This is a genomic window from Pseudomonas sp. P4_D7, assembly GCF_056401755.1.
The window spans coordinates 18,588-33,809 of record NZ_JBFUIR010000012.1 but is presented as its reverse complement, the minus strand read 5'-3'; the positions used below and the strand labels follow the sequence as shown (position 1 = coordinate 33,809).

The 15,222-nt window shown below is 59.9% G+C and carries 10 protein-coding genes; 4 read left to right on the top strand and 6 right to left on the bottom strand.

Going from position 1 to position 15,222, the window contains the following annotated elements:
- Positions 1-8: 8 nt before the first annotated feature.
- Positions 9-1,742 (top strand): PTS fructose-like transporter subunit IIB, encoded by a 1,734-nt coding sequence (locus tag AC1DVF_RS10375; protein ID WP_477782416.1) that lies wholly within the window; start codon positions 9-11, stop codon positions 1,740-1,742.
- 184 nt (positions 1,743-1,926) lie between these two features.
- The gene (locus tag AC1DVF_RS10370; protein WP_477782415.1) at positions 1,927-3,468 is read left to right on the top strand and encodes an alkaline phosphatase D family protein; all 1,542 of its coding nucleotides are present in this window, start codon (positions 1,927-1,929) and stop codon (positions 3,466-3,468) included.
- A 238-nt stretch (positions 3,469-3,706) separates the two neighbouring features.
- On the opposite strand, the gene AC1DVF_RS10365 is transcribed toward AC1DVF_RS10370, so the two are convergent.
- Both AC1DVF_RS10365 and AC1DVF_RS10360 read right to left on the bottom strand, forming a co-directional pair.
- On the bottom strand, positions 3,707-6,235 hold the full coding sequence (locus AC1DVF_RS10365; RefSeq protein ID WP_477782442.1) for a PepSY domain-containing protein: 2,529 nt from the start codon (positions 6,233-6,235) through the stop codon (positions 3,707-3,709).
- 235 nt (positions 6,236-6,470) lie between these two features.
- The gene (locus AC1DVF_RS10360; RefSeq protein WP_477782414.1) at positions 6,471-8,792 is read right to left on the bottom strand and encodes a TonB-dependent receptor; all 2,322 of its coding nucleotides are present in this window, start codon (positions 8,790-8,792) and stop codon (positions 6,471-6,473) included.
- A 207-nt stretch (positions 8,793-8,999) separates the two neighbouring features.
- On the opposite strand from AC1DVF_RS10360, the gene AC1DVF_RS10355 reads away from it, so the two are divergent.
- Both AC1DVF_RS10355 and AC1DVF_RS10350 read left to right on the top strand, forming a co-directional pair.
- Positions 9,000-9,680 (top strand): Fe2+-dependent dioxygenase, encoded by a 681-nt coding sequence (locus tag AC1DVF_RS10355; RefSeq protein ID WP_477782413.1) that lies wholly within the window; start codon positions 9,000-9,002, stop codon positions 9,678-9,680.
- Complete coding sequence (locus tag AC1DVF_RS10350; protein ID WP_477782412.1) at positions 9,677-10,432, top strand: tetratricopeptide repeat protein; 756 nt, start codon at positions 9,677-9,679, stop codon at positions 10,430-10,432. The genes AC1DVF_RS10355 and AC1DVF_RS10350 overlap by 4 nt, the downstream gene beginning before the upstream one ends.
- A gap of 254 nt (positions 10,433-10,686) precedes the next feature.
- Here the strand turns inward: AC1DVF_RS10350 and AC1DVF_RS10345 are convergent, their stop codons facing one another.
- The 4 genes from AC1DVF_RS10345 to AC1DVF_RS10330 form a co-directional block, all read right to left on the bottom strand.
- Positions 10,687-11,850, bottom strand: coding sequence for a type III PLP-dependent enzyme (locus AC1DVF_RS10345; RefSeq protein ID WP_007915304.1), 1,164 nt, complete (start codon positions 11,848-11,850; stop codon positions 10,687-10,689).
- 636 nt (positions 11,851-12,486) lie between these two features.
- Complete coding sequence (locus AC1DVF_RS10340; protein WP_047291222.1) at positions 12,487-13,644, bottom strand: osmoprotectant ABC transporter ATP-binding protein OsmV; 1,158 nt, start codon at positions 13,642-13,644, stop codon at positions 12,487-12,489.
- The gene (locus AC1DVF_RS10335) at positions 13,641-14,294 is read right to left on the bottom strand and encodes an ABC transporter permease (RefSeq protein ID WP_320335793.1); all 654 of its coding nucleotides are present in this window, start codon (positions 14,292-14,294) and stop codon (positions 13,641-13,643) included. Before AC1DVF_RS10335 ends, AC1DVF_RS10340 begins: the two co-directional genes overlap by 4 nt.
- Before the next feature lie 12 nt (positions 14,295-14,306).
- Positions 14,307-15,212: a glycine betaine ABC transporter substrate-binding protein gene (locus tag AC1DVF_RS10330; protein WP_460089865.1), complete on the bottom strand. Its 906-nt coding sequence runs from the start codon at positions 15,210-15,212 to the stop codon at positions 14,307-14,309.
- Positions 15,213-15,222 lie beyond the last annotated feature (10 nt).

Below are 15,222 nucleotides of genomic sequence, written 5' to 3'. Positions count from 1 at the left end.
GGTTTGTCATGAAATTAGCCATTGTTACGGCTTGCCCGAACGGCATGGTCACCAGTGTGCTGTGCGCGCGTCTGCTCGATGCGGCCGCGCAGCGTCAGGGCTGGAGCACCAGCGTTGAAGTGGTCGATGCGGCGCACCCTGAGCGCGAATTGTCGGCGGCGACCATTGCCGCGGCCGAATGGGTTTTGCTGGTCGCCACAGGCGCGATCGACATGACGCGTTTTGTCGGCAAACGGGTTTTCCAGATTGCTCCGGCGCAGGCATTGCAAGATGTCGAGGCGGTGCTGCGTCGTGGTGCTGAAGAGGCAGAAGTTTACGTTGCCAGTGAGGCTGAGCCGGCGACTGATGCGCCGCGTGCACCGCGCATCGTCGCCATCACTGCCTGCCCGACCGGTGTCGCGCACACCTTCATGGCCGCCGAAGCCTTGCAGCAAACCGCTAAGCGCCTGGGCTATGACTTGCAAGTCGAAACCCAAGGCTCGGTGGGCGCGAAAACCCCGTTGAGCGCAGTGGCGATTGCCGACGCAGACGTGGTGTTGCTGGCGGCGGATATCGAAGTCGCCACCGAGCGTTTTGCCGGCAAGAAGATCTATCGCTGCAGCACCGGGATCGCCTTGAAGCAGTCCGAAGCCACGCTGAAAAAAGCCTTGGCCGAAGGTGCAGTGGAAAGCGCCGCGAGTGACGGCCAGGCACCGGCCAGGCAAGAGAAAACCGGCATCTATAAACACCTGCTGACCGGCGTGTCATTCATGTTGCCGATGGTCGTGGCCGGCGGTTTGATGATCGCGCTGTCGTTCGTCTTCGGCATCACCGCGTTCAAGGAAGAAGGCACGTTGGCCGCTGCGCTGATGCAGATCGGCGGTGAGACGGCGTTCAAGTTGATGGTGCCGCTGCTGGCCGGTTACATCGCTTACTCGATCGCCGACCGTCCGGGCTTGGCGCCGGGGATGATTGGTGGTTTGCTTGCCAGTACGCTGGGCGCCGGGTTTATCGGCGGCATCATCGCCGGGTTTATCGCCGGTTATGCGGCCAAGGCTATCAGTCGATATGTCGCCTTGCCGCAAAGTCTCGAAGCGCTGAAACCGATTCTGATCATCCCGTTGTTTGCCAGCCTGATCAGCGGTCTGGTGATGATTTACGTGGTCGGTAAACCGGTCGCCGGCATGCTCGGTGCGCTCACGCATTTCCTCGACAGCATGGGCACCACCAACGCGATTCTGCTCGGTGTGCTGCTCGGTGGCATGATGTGCGTCGACCTTGGCGGGCCGATCAACAAAGCCGCGTACGCGTTCTCGGTAGGTCTGCTGGCGTCGCAGAGTTATGCACCGATGGCCGCGACCATGGCCGCAGGGATGGTGCCGCCGATTGGTCTGGGCATCGCCACATTCATTGCGCGGCGCAAATTCGCCCAGACTGAACGCGAGGCCGGCAAGGCTGCCTTCGTGCTGGGGCTGTGCTTCATCTCCGAAGGGGCGATTCCGTTTGCCGCGAAAGATCCGTTGCGGGTGATTCCGGCGAGCATCGCTGGTGGCGCGCTGACAGGTGCATTGTCGATGTACTTCGGCTGCAAACTGATGGCGCCGCACGGTGGCTTGTTTGTGCTGGCGATTCCGAATGCGATCAATCATGCGTTGCTGTATTTGTTGGCGATTGTCGCGGGGAGCCTCTTGACCGCCGTTGTCTATGCGACGGTCAAACGCCCGGAAGCCGTTGAGCTGGCGCTGGAACCGGCGAAGGCTTAACTGGCACCACAAAACCCTGTGGGAGCGAGCTTGCTCGCGAAAGCGGTGTGTCATCGAAGAAGATTTCGACTGATAGCACGCATTCGCGAGCAAGCTCGCTCCCACATGGGTTGTGTGGTGTGTCTGGTGTCATTTCCGAGTCATGTGAGCGTGCTTAAGTTTTCCTTTTTTCAGGGAGAACACCATGAGCGATTTCAACCCCGGTCGCCGGCGTGTCATGCAAGTCGTTGGTGCCGGTCTGCTGATGCCAAGCCTGGCGCCGGCGGTGATTGCGTCGGTCAAGGATCGCCCGCAGTTGACCGACGGCGTGCAGTCCGGCGATCTGCAAGGCGACCGCGCGATGATCTGGAGCCGCAGCGATCGCCCCGCGCATATGGTGGTCGAGTGGGACACCCGCAGCCAGTTTCGTCACCCGCGCCGGGTGGTCTCGGCGCTGGCCGATGCCCGCAGCGACTTCACCGCCCGCGTTGAACTGACCGGGCTGCCCGCCGATCAGGCGATTTTCTATCGGGTGTATTTCAAGGACGCGCGCACCGGCGTCGCCAGCGAACCGTGGTTGGGTCACCTGCGCAGCGCTCCGACGGCGCGGCGCAATATTCGTTTCGTCTGGAGCGGCGACACCGTCGGCCAGGGCTTCGGCATCAACCCGGACATCGGCGGCATGCGCATCTATGAAGCCATGCGTCTGCGCCTGCCGGACTTCTTTATCCACAGCGGCGACACCATCTACGCCRACGGCCCGGTACCCGCGCAGCTCACCACGGAAAACGGTCGCATCTGGCGCAACCTCACCACCGAAGCCAAGAGCAAAGTCGCGCAGACCCTCGACGATTATCGCGGCAATTACCGCTACAACCTGATGGACGAAAACATTCGCCGCTTCAACGCCGAGGTGCCGCAGATCTGGCAGTGGGACGACCATGAAGTGGTCAACAACTGGTCGCCGGGCAAGCAGCTTGATGAGCGCTACCAGGAGAAAGATATCCACACCCTGGTCGGGCGTGCACGCAAGGCGTGGCTGGAATATTCACCGATGCGTTTGCAGGCCGCTGACGGTGGCGGGCGGATTTATCGCAAGTTGAGTTATGGGCCGATGCTCGATGTGTTCGTGCTCGACATGCGCAGTTATCGCGGCGCCAATGACGACAACCTCGGCGCGGCGAAACCGTTCCTGGGGCGTGAGCAACTGAACTGGCTCAAGCGCGGCTTGAAGAAATCCAAAGCCCAGTGGAAGGTCATTGCCGCCGACATGCCGATCGGTCTGGGCGTGCCGGATGGTGAGGTCAGTCCGGGTGTGGCGCGTTGGGAAGCGGTGGCTAACGGTGATCCGGGACCTGCGCAGGGGCGCGAGCTGGAAGTTGCCGAATTGCTCGGCTATCTGCGTGCGCAGCAGGTGCGCAATTTTGTCTTCCTCACGGCAGATGTGCATTACTGCGCGGCGCATCACTATCACCCGGATCGGGCGGCGTTTCAGGATTTCGAACCGTTCTGGGAGTTTGTCGCCGGGCCGCTGAACGCCGGGAGTTTCGGGCCTAATCCACTGGATAAAACCTTTGGCCCGGAGGTTGTTTTCGAGAAGGCGCCGCCGGCGCAAAACACTTCGCCGTTTGCCGGGTTTCAGTTTTTTGGCGAGGTGAATATTGAAGGGGGGAGTGGGGAGATGAGCGTGGTGTTGCGGGATTTGAATGGGGTGGCGGTTTTTGAACAGAAGTTGCAGCCGGTTTGAAGATCAAAAGCTAACCCTCATCGGAACGCCGCCCGCCCAGCCCTCTCCCAGAGGGAGAGGGGGCCGACCGTGGTGTCTGAAGAGGTACGTCGACCTGAAAGACCGTATCGATTATGAGATTGGATACAAAGCCTTTCTCGATTATGGATTCGGTGAAGCACGTTCAGGTCGGCGTATTGCGTGAATCTCCCCCAATCAGTCCCCTCTCCCTCCGGGAGAGGGTTAGGGTGAGGGGCTTTTAATAGACGTCGCGGCGATAGCGGCCCTGTTCGATCAGGCGTTCGACTTCGGCGCTGCCGAGGATGTCATTGAGCACCTGATCAACCCCCGAAGCCATCCCCTGCAAGCTGCCACAGATATAAATCACCGCCCCGTCCGCCAGCCATTTCTTCAACTCTGCAGCCGACTCACGCAAGCGATCCTGCACATAAACCTTCTCAGCCTGATCCCGCGAAAACGCCAGATCCAGCCGTTCCAGATCACCATTGATCAACCACTCTTCCAGCTCCGCGCGGCAGAGGAAATCGTGCTCACGATTGCGCTCGCCAAACAGCAGCCACTGGCGCTGCTGACCATCGGCAATCCGCGCCTTGAGCAAGCTGCGCAACCCGGCTAGCCCGGTGCCGTTACCCAGCAGAATCATCGGTACGGGTTCGTTCGGCAGATGGAAACCACTGTTGCGTCGAACCCGCAGGCTGATGCTGCCGCCCACGGGCGCATGCTCGGTCAGCCAGCCAGAGCCGATGCCCAAGGTGCCGTCGGCATGCTTTTCCTGGCGCACGATCAACTCCAGCACGCCGTCGGCGGCAATCGAGGCGATCGAGTATTCGCGCATGGCCAGCGGCACCATCGCGTCGACCAGCGATTGCGCATGCAGACCGACCAGATGTGCACGGTGCTCGGGCAATTGCCGCGAGGCCAGCGCGACTTCCAGCGGCTCGTCGAGGCCGTTGATTTTCACGGTGGTTTCGCCACGAATGCCGAGGCCGTCGAGGAAATGCTCGATGGCCCACGGGCAGTTGCGCGGCAGTATTTCGACCAGATCACCGGCCAGCCAGCTGCTGGTGTTTGGTGCGCTCAGGCCTAATAGATAAACCGGTGAACCGCTGCTGTCCGGGTTCATCAGTTCGCGGCGTACCAGCGTCCAGTTGTCGTAACTCGGTGCTTGCCAGGTATCCACGGGCGCTTGCCCGGTGAGCAGGCCAAGTTGGGTTTGCCAATGGCGCAGGGCATAGGGATCACCGCTGTCGACTTCGACCGGCGCGAACAATGTCTTGCCGCCGTGCTCCGCCAACCATTGGTGCAGGCGTTTGGCGAAACCACAGAAGTGCTGATATTGACGATCGCCGAGACCGAGCACCGAGTAATTCAGACTGTCGAGGGTTGCCGCTTTGCCCAGCACTTTGCGCTCGAATCCGCGCGCGCTGTCCGGCGCTTCGCCGTCGCCGAACGTGCTCACCACAAACAGCGCGTTGTTCGATTCACGCAGATCCTGCTCGCTGACATTCGCCAGCGGCTGCACTTTCACCGGCAGTCCGGCAGCCTGCAATTGGCCGGCGGTCTGCCATGCCAGTTGCTCGGCGAAACCGCTCTGGCTGGCGAAGCCGATCAGCCATGCCGACGCATCGCCGGCCGGTTGAACGAGGCCTTTACGTGCATCCTTGATCTGCTTTTTCTTGCGGCGGCGGTCGAGGTACAGCAGCCAGCCGGTGATGAAGAACAGCGGCATGCACACTGCCGCGAGGGTAATGATGATCCGTCCGACCAGGCCGAAATAGCTGCCGACGTGCAGCGCATAAATGCTGGTCAGCAGTTGCGCCTTGAAGCTCTTGTCGGCGTAACGGTCGACGCGTGTGACCAGGCCCGTGGCCGGGTCGAGAGTGATCTGGTTCAACGCGCGATCGTGCGGCGAGCTGTCGAGCAGGTAGAACACGGTCGCCGGTTGGCCAGCGATGGCCGGCATGCGGATGTTGTACGCGGCCAGACCCGGGCCGGCGGCGCTGTAGATGCTGCTCCACATCGCCGCGTAATCGGCTGTCGGCGCAGGGCCTTCCGGTGCCGGGCCACGACCACCGCGCACGCGCTCGTTTTGTGGTGCGTCGGAAAGCAGCTTGGTCAGGCCTTTGTTGTACCACTCGTATGACCACGACAACCCGGTCAGTGCCAGCAGCAGATACACCAACAAGCACCATGTACCGGCTACCGAATGCAGGTCCCAATTGAAGGCGCGGCCCTTTTTCTTCCAGTCCAGCGTTAGCCACACGCGCCACCTGTTCCACTGCCGTGGCCAGCGCAGGTATAGGCCGGAGAGGCAGAAAAACAGCAGGATCAGCGTGCAAGCGCCAGTGATGTTGCGCCCGGTATCGCCCATGGCGAGGAAACGGTGCAGTTGCAGCATCAGGCCGAAGAAATTCTGGCCGACCGCGTCGCCCATGAACTCGGCGGTGTACGGATCGAAGTAGCGCATCTCGCCGCGACGTTCACCCTTGGGCGGGGTGAAGAACACTTTCGCCGCGTTGCCGCTGTCGGTTTCGACCCAGAGCATCGAGACTTTTTTGCCGGATGTGGCTTCGATACGCTCGACCAGTTCGACGGGCGGCAAGACACCGGCGACTTGTTTTTCCACCTGCAGGACGGAGGGATTCAGCGCCCGCAGGATTTCGTCCTGAAATGAATAGGCCGCGCCGGTGATGCCCATCAACGCCAGCACCAGGCCTGCGGTGATGCCAAAAAACCAGTGCAACTGGAACAGGGTTTTCTTCAACACGTCACTCGCCGTCCATTCGGAAATTGTCTTCACGGCGCGCATTATGCCGTGGGTTATCGAGAAGCGTTCTTTATTACGCACAAAAGCCCCGTTCAATGGAATGAACGGGGCCAAGCCTTGCGGCGCATACCTTGTGGGAGCGAGCCTGCTCGCGAAGGCGTCGTGTCAGTCAGCCTCTACTTGACTGACCCAGCGCTTTCGCGAGCAAGCTCGCTCCCACAGGTTTCCACATCGGTCAGAAGTGGAAGTTGGTGCTCAACAGTGCCGTACGGCCCGCCGCCTGGTTGGCGAAGTGGGTCGAGAAGGCTTTGTCGTAGTAGGTTTCGTTGGTCAGGTTCTGCACGTTGAGTTGCAGGTCGACGTTCTTGGTCAGTTTGTACGCAGCCATCGCGTCGTAGCGAACATACGAGTCAACCATGGTGGTGTTGGCCACGCTGCCGTACACGTCGTCGACGTAGAACGCGCCGCCACCGATGGTCAGCTTCGGCGTGACCTGGTAAGTGGTCCACAGGCTGGCGCTGTTTTTCGGCGTGTTAGGCAGTTCGTTGCCGTCGTTGGCCTTGCCCAGCGGGCCGCCGTCGACTTGTTCGCTGTCCATGAAGGCGTAACCGGCGAACACTTGCCACTTGTCAGTGATCTTGCCGCTGGCCGAGAGCTCGACACCTTGCACGCGGGTCTTGCCGGCGTTTTCGTACGACGTGGTGTCGACTTGCACACGAGCGTTTTCTTTCTCGGTGCGGAAGATGTCAGCGGTCAGCGACAGGCGATCGTTGAGCAGATCCCACTTGGTGCCGATTTCATAGTTCTTGGTGGTTTCCGGCTCCATGTCGCTGCTCAGCAGGTTGCCGCTGCGATCCGGGGTGCCGCCCAACGGGTTGCCTTCCTGACCTTCGCCCAAGGTGTTGCCCGGTGGCGTGGCCGAGGTGGCGTAGGAGGCGTAGATGCTGCCGTTTTCCGCAGGCTTGTAGACGACGCCGAACTGACCGGTGACGAACTCGCTGGTGTCATCGCCCTTGGACGTGGTGGTGCCAGCGGCGTTGTAGGTCTTGTAGTCGGTGTCGAAGTGGTCGTAACGCAGGCCCATGTTCACCAGCCACTGCTCATTCAGTTCCAGCGTATCGAACACATACAGCGCGTAGGTGTTGGCCTGGGTGTCGGTGCCGGCGTAGTTACGCGAAATCGCGCCGTTCCACGGATCGTTCGGGTTCGGGTTCGACAGCGAGGTGCAGTTGTAGTTACTCGACGCGCCGATCATCGACGGCGTGCAGTTACTGCTCGCGGCCACATTAGTGGTGCGCGGCGTGGTGTCGGTGTTGACGTTGTACGAAGACTTCTGGCTTTCCTCACGGGTGTATTCAACGCCGGTGGAGAAGCTGTTCTTGAAGCCGGCGACGTAGAAATTGCCGAACAGGTCAGTCTGGTTGGTGGTGGTCTCGGTGTTGCTCACCCGAGTGTTGGCACGACGCCAGACCGTGCCGTTGTTGACGTTGCCCTTGCTGTCGTCAGGTTGGGTCAGGATGTAATCCTGCATGCTGGTGCCGTGACGCAGGGTGTTCTTGATCGTCAGCGAATCGCTCAGGTCATGCTCGATGGCGAAGGTCGCGGTGTCGGTGCGGCCCTTGCGGAAGTCGCGATCCAGACCGTAGAAATTGCTGTGGTCACCGCCAGCGTAAGGCTTGTCCGGATTGGACTTGGTGCGTGCAGCGGAGCCGCCGGCCGGAATGGTGTACGGCACGCCCGAGTCCGGGGTGTCGTTGCTTTCGAGATGGTAGTAGTCGAGGTTGACGCGGGTGTCGGTGCCCAGGCCAAACGCCAGGGACGGGGCGATACCCCAGCGGTCGTAATCGACTTTGTCGCGACCGGCGACATTGCTCTCGTGGCTCATCAGGTTCAGACGGCCGGCGGCGGTGTCGCTGAACTGGTAGTTGCCGTCGAGGGTATAGCGCTGGGTCTGGTCGGAACCCCAAGTGAAACCACCGTCGAACGAGTTGCCCAAGTGCGCTTTCTTGCTCACCAGGTTGATGCTGCCGCCCGCTGCGCCGCGACCACCGATGGCGGAGTTCGGGCCCTTGCTGACTTCAATGTTTTCCACGGCGAAGATTTCGCGGCTTTGCGAACCGGTGTCGCGCACGCCGTCGAGGTAGGTGTCGCCCTGGGCGTCGAAACCACGAATGAACGGACGGTCGCCCTGTGGGTTGCCGCCTTCACCGGCGCCGAAGGTAATGCCCGGCACGGTGCGCAGCGCGTCCTGCATGTTCAGGGCGCCGGTGTCTTTGAGTACTTGTTGCGGAATAACGGTGACCGAGCGCGGCGTGTCGACCAGCGGCGCGGTGTACTTGGGCGAGGAGGCTTTTTCGACCTGATAGGACGTCGAATCCTGGGCTTCGCCGGTGATGGCGGTGGCGTCCAGGGCGATGGCATTGCCGGAGGCTTTGCTGTCGGTTTTTTCAGCGGCGAACACCATCTGGCCAGCGGAACCGGCGGTGATTGCCACACCGATTGCAGAGGCGAGCAGACGTGGTGAACTGACCGGTAATTGTGCGTGTTGACGTGCCATTTTTATTCCCCTCCCCAAGGATTTGAGGCCGCGGAATATAGGGTAAACAGTTATTCGTATCAATTGCGAAACATTGTTATTCGCACTGAATTTACATTCTTTACAATTTAACCTTACGGTTTTTGCCAGTTCATTCGTCTCTCGGGTTTTACACAGTCAATAAGAATCAATACCATTGCCGCCTCTTTGCCATCAGGTGACATCGCCATGCTGCTGCACATCCCCGGACTGTTCGCAAAAGACGAAGTGCAGCGCATTCGTGAGGCGCTAGAGCAGGCCGATTGGGCCGATGGCAAGATCACCGCCGGCTTTCAGTCGGCCAAGGCGAAGCACAATTTGCAGCTGCCCGAAGGCCATCCGCTGGCCAAAGAGATCGGCGCAGCGATGCTGGAACGTTTGTGGAAAAACCCACTGTTCATGTCCGCCGCGTTGCCGCACAAAGTCTTCCCGCCGTTAGTGAACTGTTACACGGCCGGTGGCAGTTTCGATTTCCACATCGATAACGCCGTGCGCCAACCCAAGGGCAGCATCGAGCGGGTGCGCACCGATCTGTCGGCGACGCTGTTCTTCAGCGAGCTCGAGGATTACGACGGCGGCGAGCTGGAGATCCAGGACACCTTCGGCACGCAACGGGTGAAGTTGCCGGCCGGCGACATGGTTTTGTACCCCGGCACCAGCCTGCATAAGGTCAACGCGGTCACGCGTGGCGCGCGTTATGCGTCGTTCTTCTGGACACAAAGTCTGGTGCGTGAAGATAGCCAGCGCGCGCTGTTGTTCGAGATGGACGGGGCGATTCAGCAATTGACTCAAGATCTGCCTGATCACCCGTCACTGATTCGCCTCACCGGCACGTATCACAACTTGCTCCGTCGCTGGGTCGAGGTATGAGTTTTCAACTGCGTCGGGAAGAAGTCCTCGACGGCGAACAACTTAGCGCCATGCTTGCCGAAAGCCCGGCCCGTGCTGCGCAGGCGATTTTGTTGGCGGCGGGTGAGGGCGAAATAGAGGCGCAGGCGTTGCTTGGGCAAATCCTGCTCGACGGCCAAGGCATCGCCCAGGATCAAGCGCTGGCGCTGCGCTGGTTCGGCATCGCTGCCGGGCGTGGGCACCTGATGGCGCGCAACATGCTCGGGCGTTGTCATGAGCATGGTTGGGGTTGCGCGGCGGATGCGTCGGTTGCTGCGCAGCATTATCGGATTGCAGCGGAGGCCGGACTGGATTGGGCGATGTACAACCTCGCCAATCTGCTGGCGACCGGGCGCGGTGTGGCGGTGGATCATCTGCAAGCGCTGGCGCTGTATCGCCGCGCGGCTGAACTGGGCCATGCGAAATCGATGAATCTGCTGGGGCGGTATCTGGAAGAAGGGCTGGTGTGCCCGGCGGATCCGTTGGCGGCGCGTGAGTGCTATCGGCGCTCGGCTGAGGGTGGGGATTTTCGTGGGCAATTCAGTTTCGCTGCAGTTTTAGCGGATGAGGGGCGGATTGATGAGGCGGTCGATTGGCTTGAGAGAGCTTTGGCCGGCGGCAATCTGAATTTTCTGCGGGTGGCGAGTCAGACGCTGTCAGGTGCGACAGATCCCAGGATTCAGGGGATGGCTGCTCAGTTCGCGCTTCGATGCACAGACTTGCAGCGCGTCTGAATTCGCAAAGCCCTCACCCTAGCCCTCTCCCAGGGGGAGAGGGGACTGACCGCGTCGTTCTGGCGCTATACATCGACCTGAGATATCCAGTCGAACTCAATTTTGAAAAGCTTACACATCGGCTCCCTCTCCCTCGGGAGAGGGCTGGGGTGAGGGGCCTCGGTYTCAAGTACCCGGCAAAACTTCAAGCCGAACGCACAGACACAAAAAAGCCCATGACACGTCATGGGCTTTTTGCATTACGGCTTCAGCGCTTACACGTAAAACGACTTCAACGGCGGGAAGCCATTGAACTCAACCGCGCTGTAACTGGTGGTGTACGCACCGGTCGACAGCCAGTACAGACGATCACCGATCGCCAGGTTCAACGGCAGACCGTACTTGTAGTTCTCGTACATGATGTCGGCGCTGTCGCAAGTCGGGCCGGCGATGACCACTTCTTCCATCTCGCCTTTTTTCTCGGTCCAGATCGGGAACTTGATCGCTTCGTCCATGGTTTCGATCAGGCCGGAGAACTTGCCCACATCGGTATACACCCAACGCTCGACGGCGGTGCGCGACTTGCGTGCAACCAGTACCACTTCGCTGACCAGAATACCGGCGTTGGCAATCAACGAGCGGCCCGGCTCGAGAATGATTTCCGGCAGGTCATCACCGAAGTCTTCCTTGAGGAAGCGGATGATTTCTTCGGCGTAGGTTTCCAGGCTGTTGGTGCGGGTGATGTAGTTGGCCGGGAAGCCACCGCCCATGTTGATCAGCTTCAGGTGGATGCCGTCTTCTTCTTTGAGACGCTCGAAAATCACTTTGACCTTGGCGATCGCCGCGTCCCAGACGCTGATGTCGCGTTGCTGCGAGCCGACGTGGAACGAGATGCCGTAAGGCACCAGACCGAGGTCGCGAGCGAGGATCAGCAGGTCCATGGCCATGTCGGTCTGGCAGCCGAATTTGCGCGACAGTGGCCAGTCAGCCGTGGTCGAGCCTTCGGTGAGGATGCGCACATAGACTTTCGAACCCGGGGCCGCCTTGGCGATGTTGCGCAGGTCAGCTTCGGAGTCGGTGGAGAACAGACGCACGCCCTTCTCGTAGAAGTAGCGGATGTCCTTGGATTTCTTGATGGTGTTGCCGTAGCTGATACGGTCCGGGCTGACGCCACGATCCATTACCTTGTCCAGCTCATAGATCGAGGCGATGTCGAAGCTCGAACCTTTTTCTTTGAGCAGGTCGATGATCTCGACGGCCGGGTTGGCCTTGACCGCGTAGTAGACCTTGGCGAATTCGAAACCGGCGCGCAGGTCATCGTAGGCCTGGGCGATCATCGCGGTGTCGATCACCACGAACGGGGTTTCCTGTTTGTCGGCGAACGCCTTCATTTTGTCGAATGTAGCGCGCGCGAAATAGTCTTCGACCTGGATCGACATGCTGGGAACTCCTACTGGCAAACTAAGTTAAACAATGGGTGCAAATGAACGCCCTCCGTATCCCCACTTTGGTTCGCCTACTTCCCAAGGCATGTCGCCGAAAGCAAAAAGGCCACGGGTGGTTTTACCCTTGGCCTTGCTGTCTCGTCGTCAGTACTTGAGCCGGATGGATCGTTTCCAGCATGGACGTTCGGCGCGAACTTTAGGGCGTGAGGGGCGTGAGATCAACTAAAAATGTCGCGTTTTTGCACGCTTCTGACGTACGTCGCGTTCATCACTCTTTGTAGCCGACCGAGATGACGGGCAGATGTTCCCCGGGAATTTTCCAGTGTTAAAAATACCTGCACGTTCGTGGATTTTGTCGGCGAAGTCGTGGGTAAGTGTGATGGCGGCAACTTCGGCGACGTTGGCCGCGAGAGGAAGGATTGAGGGGGATTTTGGTTGTTTGGAAGGCTGTCCAGAGCATGCTGCCTGGTTCTCAGGTGTTGAGATTCTTTTCCGCCTGATGAGTGAAGAAAAAATCACCCGGATCCTGTGGGAGCGAGCTTGCTCGCGAAGGCATTTTCACAGTCGACATCGTTGTTGACTGATATTGCGCTTTCGCGAGCAAGCTCGCTCCCACAGGTTGTGTATTTTTTAGGCGACTACCGCTTCAGCCGGCGAGACGATATTGGTCTTCATCCCGCGCGAACGACCCGAACTCAGATAAGCCGCGATCGACTCCTGCGTCACCTCGCCAAGGAACACCCGCTCGGCATCCATCACCGGCAGCCACGAACGGTTGAACTCGTACATCCGCGACAGCAGGATGCGCAAATGCTCGTCGTACGCGGCGGTGGCATTGAACTCACGCAGGAACTGCGCGCACGTACCGGTCTGACGGTGCAGATCGCGACGACGCACATAACCCAGCGCCTTGTTCTCGGCACAGGTGACCACCACGTAGCGACGGTCATGCTCATCCATCAATTCCAGCGCATCGGCCACCGGGGTTTCCGGGCTCACCGATGGCGCGTTGTCCGCCGCATCTTCAGCCTTCACCAACAGCAGGCGCTTGAGCGTGCTGTCCTGGCCGACGAAGTTGCTGACAAAATCGTCCGCCGGATGCGCCAGCAGCGTGTCCGGGTGATCGATCTGCAGCAGTTTGCCGGCGCGGAAGATCGCGATCTTGTCGCCGAGTTTGATCGCTTCGTCGATGTCGTGGCTGACCATGATCACGGTCTTGTTCAGCGCGCGCTGCATTTCGAAGAACTCGTTCTGGATCATCTCGCGGTTGATCGGGTCGACCGCACCGAACGGCTCGTCCATCAACAATAACGGTGCATCCGCCGCCAGTGCGCGGATCACACCGATGCGCTGTTGCTGACCACCGGACAATTCGCGCGGATAGCGATGCAGATACTGCTTGGGCTCCAGCTTGATCATGCTCATCAATTCGCGGGCGCGGTCGTGGCATTTCTGTTTGTCCCAGCCGAGCAGTTTCGGCACGACCACGATGTTCTCTTCGATGGTCATGTTCGGGAACAGGCCGATCTGCTGGATCACGTAGCCAATGTTGCGACGCAGGGTCACTTCGTCGAGATCGGTGGTGTCTTCGCCGTTGATGAGGATCTTGCCCGAAGTCGGTTTGATCAGGCGGTTGATCATCTTCAGCGTGGTGCTTTTGCCACAACCCGAGGGCCCGAGGAACACGCAGATTTCGCCTTCATTGACGGTCAGGCTTACCGAATCCACAGCTTTGACGTCTTTGCCGTTGCTTTGGAAGGTCTTGCTGAGATTTTGAAGTTCGATCATTTCAGGAGTCCTTTTGGAGTCAGCGAGCGTTGCAGCCACTGCAAAACGAGGTCGGCGAAAATCGCCAGAAGACTGACCAGCAGCGCGCCGACGATCAGCATCGACATGTCACTGCGGCTGATGGAAGCGAGGATCAACACACCGAGGCCGCCGGCGCCGATGGTCGCGGCGATGGTCATCACGCCGATGTTCATCACCACGGCGGTGCGTACGCCGGCGAGGATCACTGGCACCGCAATCGGCAACTCGACCATGCGCAGGCGCTGGCCGAAGGTCATGCCGATGCCGCGTGCTGCTTCACGGATGCCCGGTTCCACGCCAGTGAGGGCGAGGTAGGTGTTGCGCATGATCGGCAGCAGTGAATAAAGGAACACGGCGGTGATCGCCGGCATCGGCCCGAGGCCCTGGCCGAACTTGGAGTAGAACGGCAACAGCAGACCGAACAGGGCAATCGACGGCACGGTCAGCAGCACCGTGGCGCTGGCCTGCAACGGCCCGGCAAGGGTCGGAAAGCGGGTCATCAGAATGCCCAGCGGCACGCCAACGACAATCGCCAGGGTCACGGCGATGCCGACCAGGGTGATGTGCTGCCAGGTCAGGTGCATCACCTGCTGCCAGTCGAGGTGGGAAAAGGCGTTCAGAAATTCCATGACTTTTCCTCCTTAATCAAGTGGGTGCTGGCGCAGAAAATCGGCGGCCACTTTCGATGGGCTCTCGTGATCGACGTCGACCCGCGCGTTGAGCTGGCGCATGGTTTCGTCATCGAACAGTTCGGCTAATGGCTTGAGTTGCTCGGCCAGTTGCGGGTGCGCGTCGAGGTAAGCCTGACGCACCACCGGTGCGGCGGTGTAGTCGGGGAAGTAATGCTTGTCGTCTTCCAGCAGTTTCAGGCCGAAGGCGTTGAGGCGACCGTCGGTGGTGTAGACCAGACCGGCGAACACCTGACCGTTGCGCAATGCCGTGTAAACCAGCCCGGCATCCATCTGGCGGATATTTTTGCGGGTCAGGTTCATGCCGTAGAGATCGACCATGCCGATCAGACCGTCGGAGCGGTTGGCAAACTCGGTGTCCAGCGCCACCAGATGATTGGTCTTGGCCTCGGCGCGCAGCACTTCGTTCAACTGGCTGATGTTGTTGATCTGCGGATATTCCTCGGCGACCTTTTCAGGGAGGGCGAGGGCGTAGGTGTTGCTGAATTTCGACGGGGTCAGCCAGACCAGGCCTTTTTTCGCGTCGAGTTCTTTTACCCGGGCGTAGGACTGGGCGCTGTCGAGTTTTTCAGTGACATGGTTGTAGGCCACCAGCGACACGCCGGTGTATTCCCAAAGCATGTCCAGTTGTCCGCTTTCGTGGGCGCTGCGGGCGAGGTTGCTGCCCAGACCGCCGGTAATCTGCGCGTCGTAACCTTTGCTGCGCAGGTATTGCGCGGTGATTTCGGCGAGCAGGGTTTGCTCAGTGAAGACTCGGGCGCCGAGGCGGATAACCGGTTTTTCAGCGGCTTGGGCGACACCTGCGAACAGCAGGATGCAGCCCACTATCAATCCCAAAGACGAGCTAAATCGTTTCATAAATATTCCT

What these genes read in the sequence shown, in the direction of transcription:
- AC1DVF_RS10350 (WP_477782412.1), top strand. Translation starts at nt 9,677, where the DNA reads ATGAGTTTTCAACTGCGTCGGGAAGAAGTCCTCGACGGCGAACAACTT.
- AC1DVF_RS10335 (WP_320335793.1), bottom strand. Translation starts at nt 14,294, where the DNA reads ATGGAATTTCTGAACGCCTTTTCCCACCTCGACTGGCAGCAGGTGATG.
- AC1DVF_RS10375 (WP_477782416.1), top strand. Translation starts at nt 9, where the DNA reads ATGAAATTAGCCATTGTTACGGCTTGCCCGAACGGCATGGTCACCAGT.
- AC1DVF_RS10340 (WP_047291222.1), bottom strand. Translation starts at nt 13,644, where the DNA reads ATGATCGAACTTCAAAATCTCAGCAAGACCTTCCAAAGCAACGGCAAA.
- AC1DVF_RS10345 (WP_007915304.1), bottom strand. Translation starts at nt 11,850, where the DNA reads ATGTCGATCCAGGTCGAAGACTATTTCGCGCGCGCTACATTCGACAAA.
- AC1DVF_RS10330 (WP_460089865.1), bottom strand. Translation starts at nt 15,212, where the DNA reads ATGAAACGATTTAGCTCGTCTTTGGGATTGATAGTGGGCTGCATCCTG.
- AC1DVF_RS10360 (WP_477782414.1), bottom strand. Translation starts at nt 8,792, where the DNA reads ATGGCACGTCAACACGCACAATTACCGGTCAGTTCACCACGTCTGCTC.
- AC1DVF_RS10355 (WP_477782413.1), top strand. Translation starts at nt 9,000, where the DNA reads ATGCTGCTGCACATCCCCGGACTGTTCGCAAAAGACGAAGTGCAGCGC.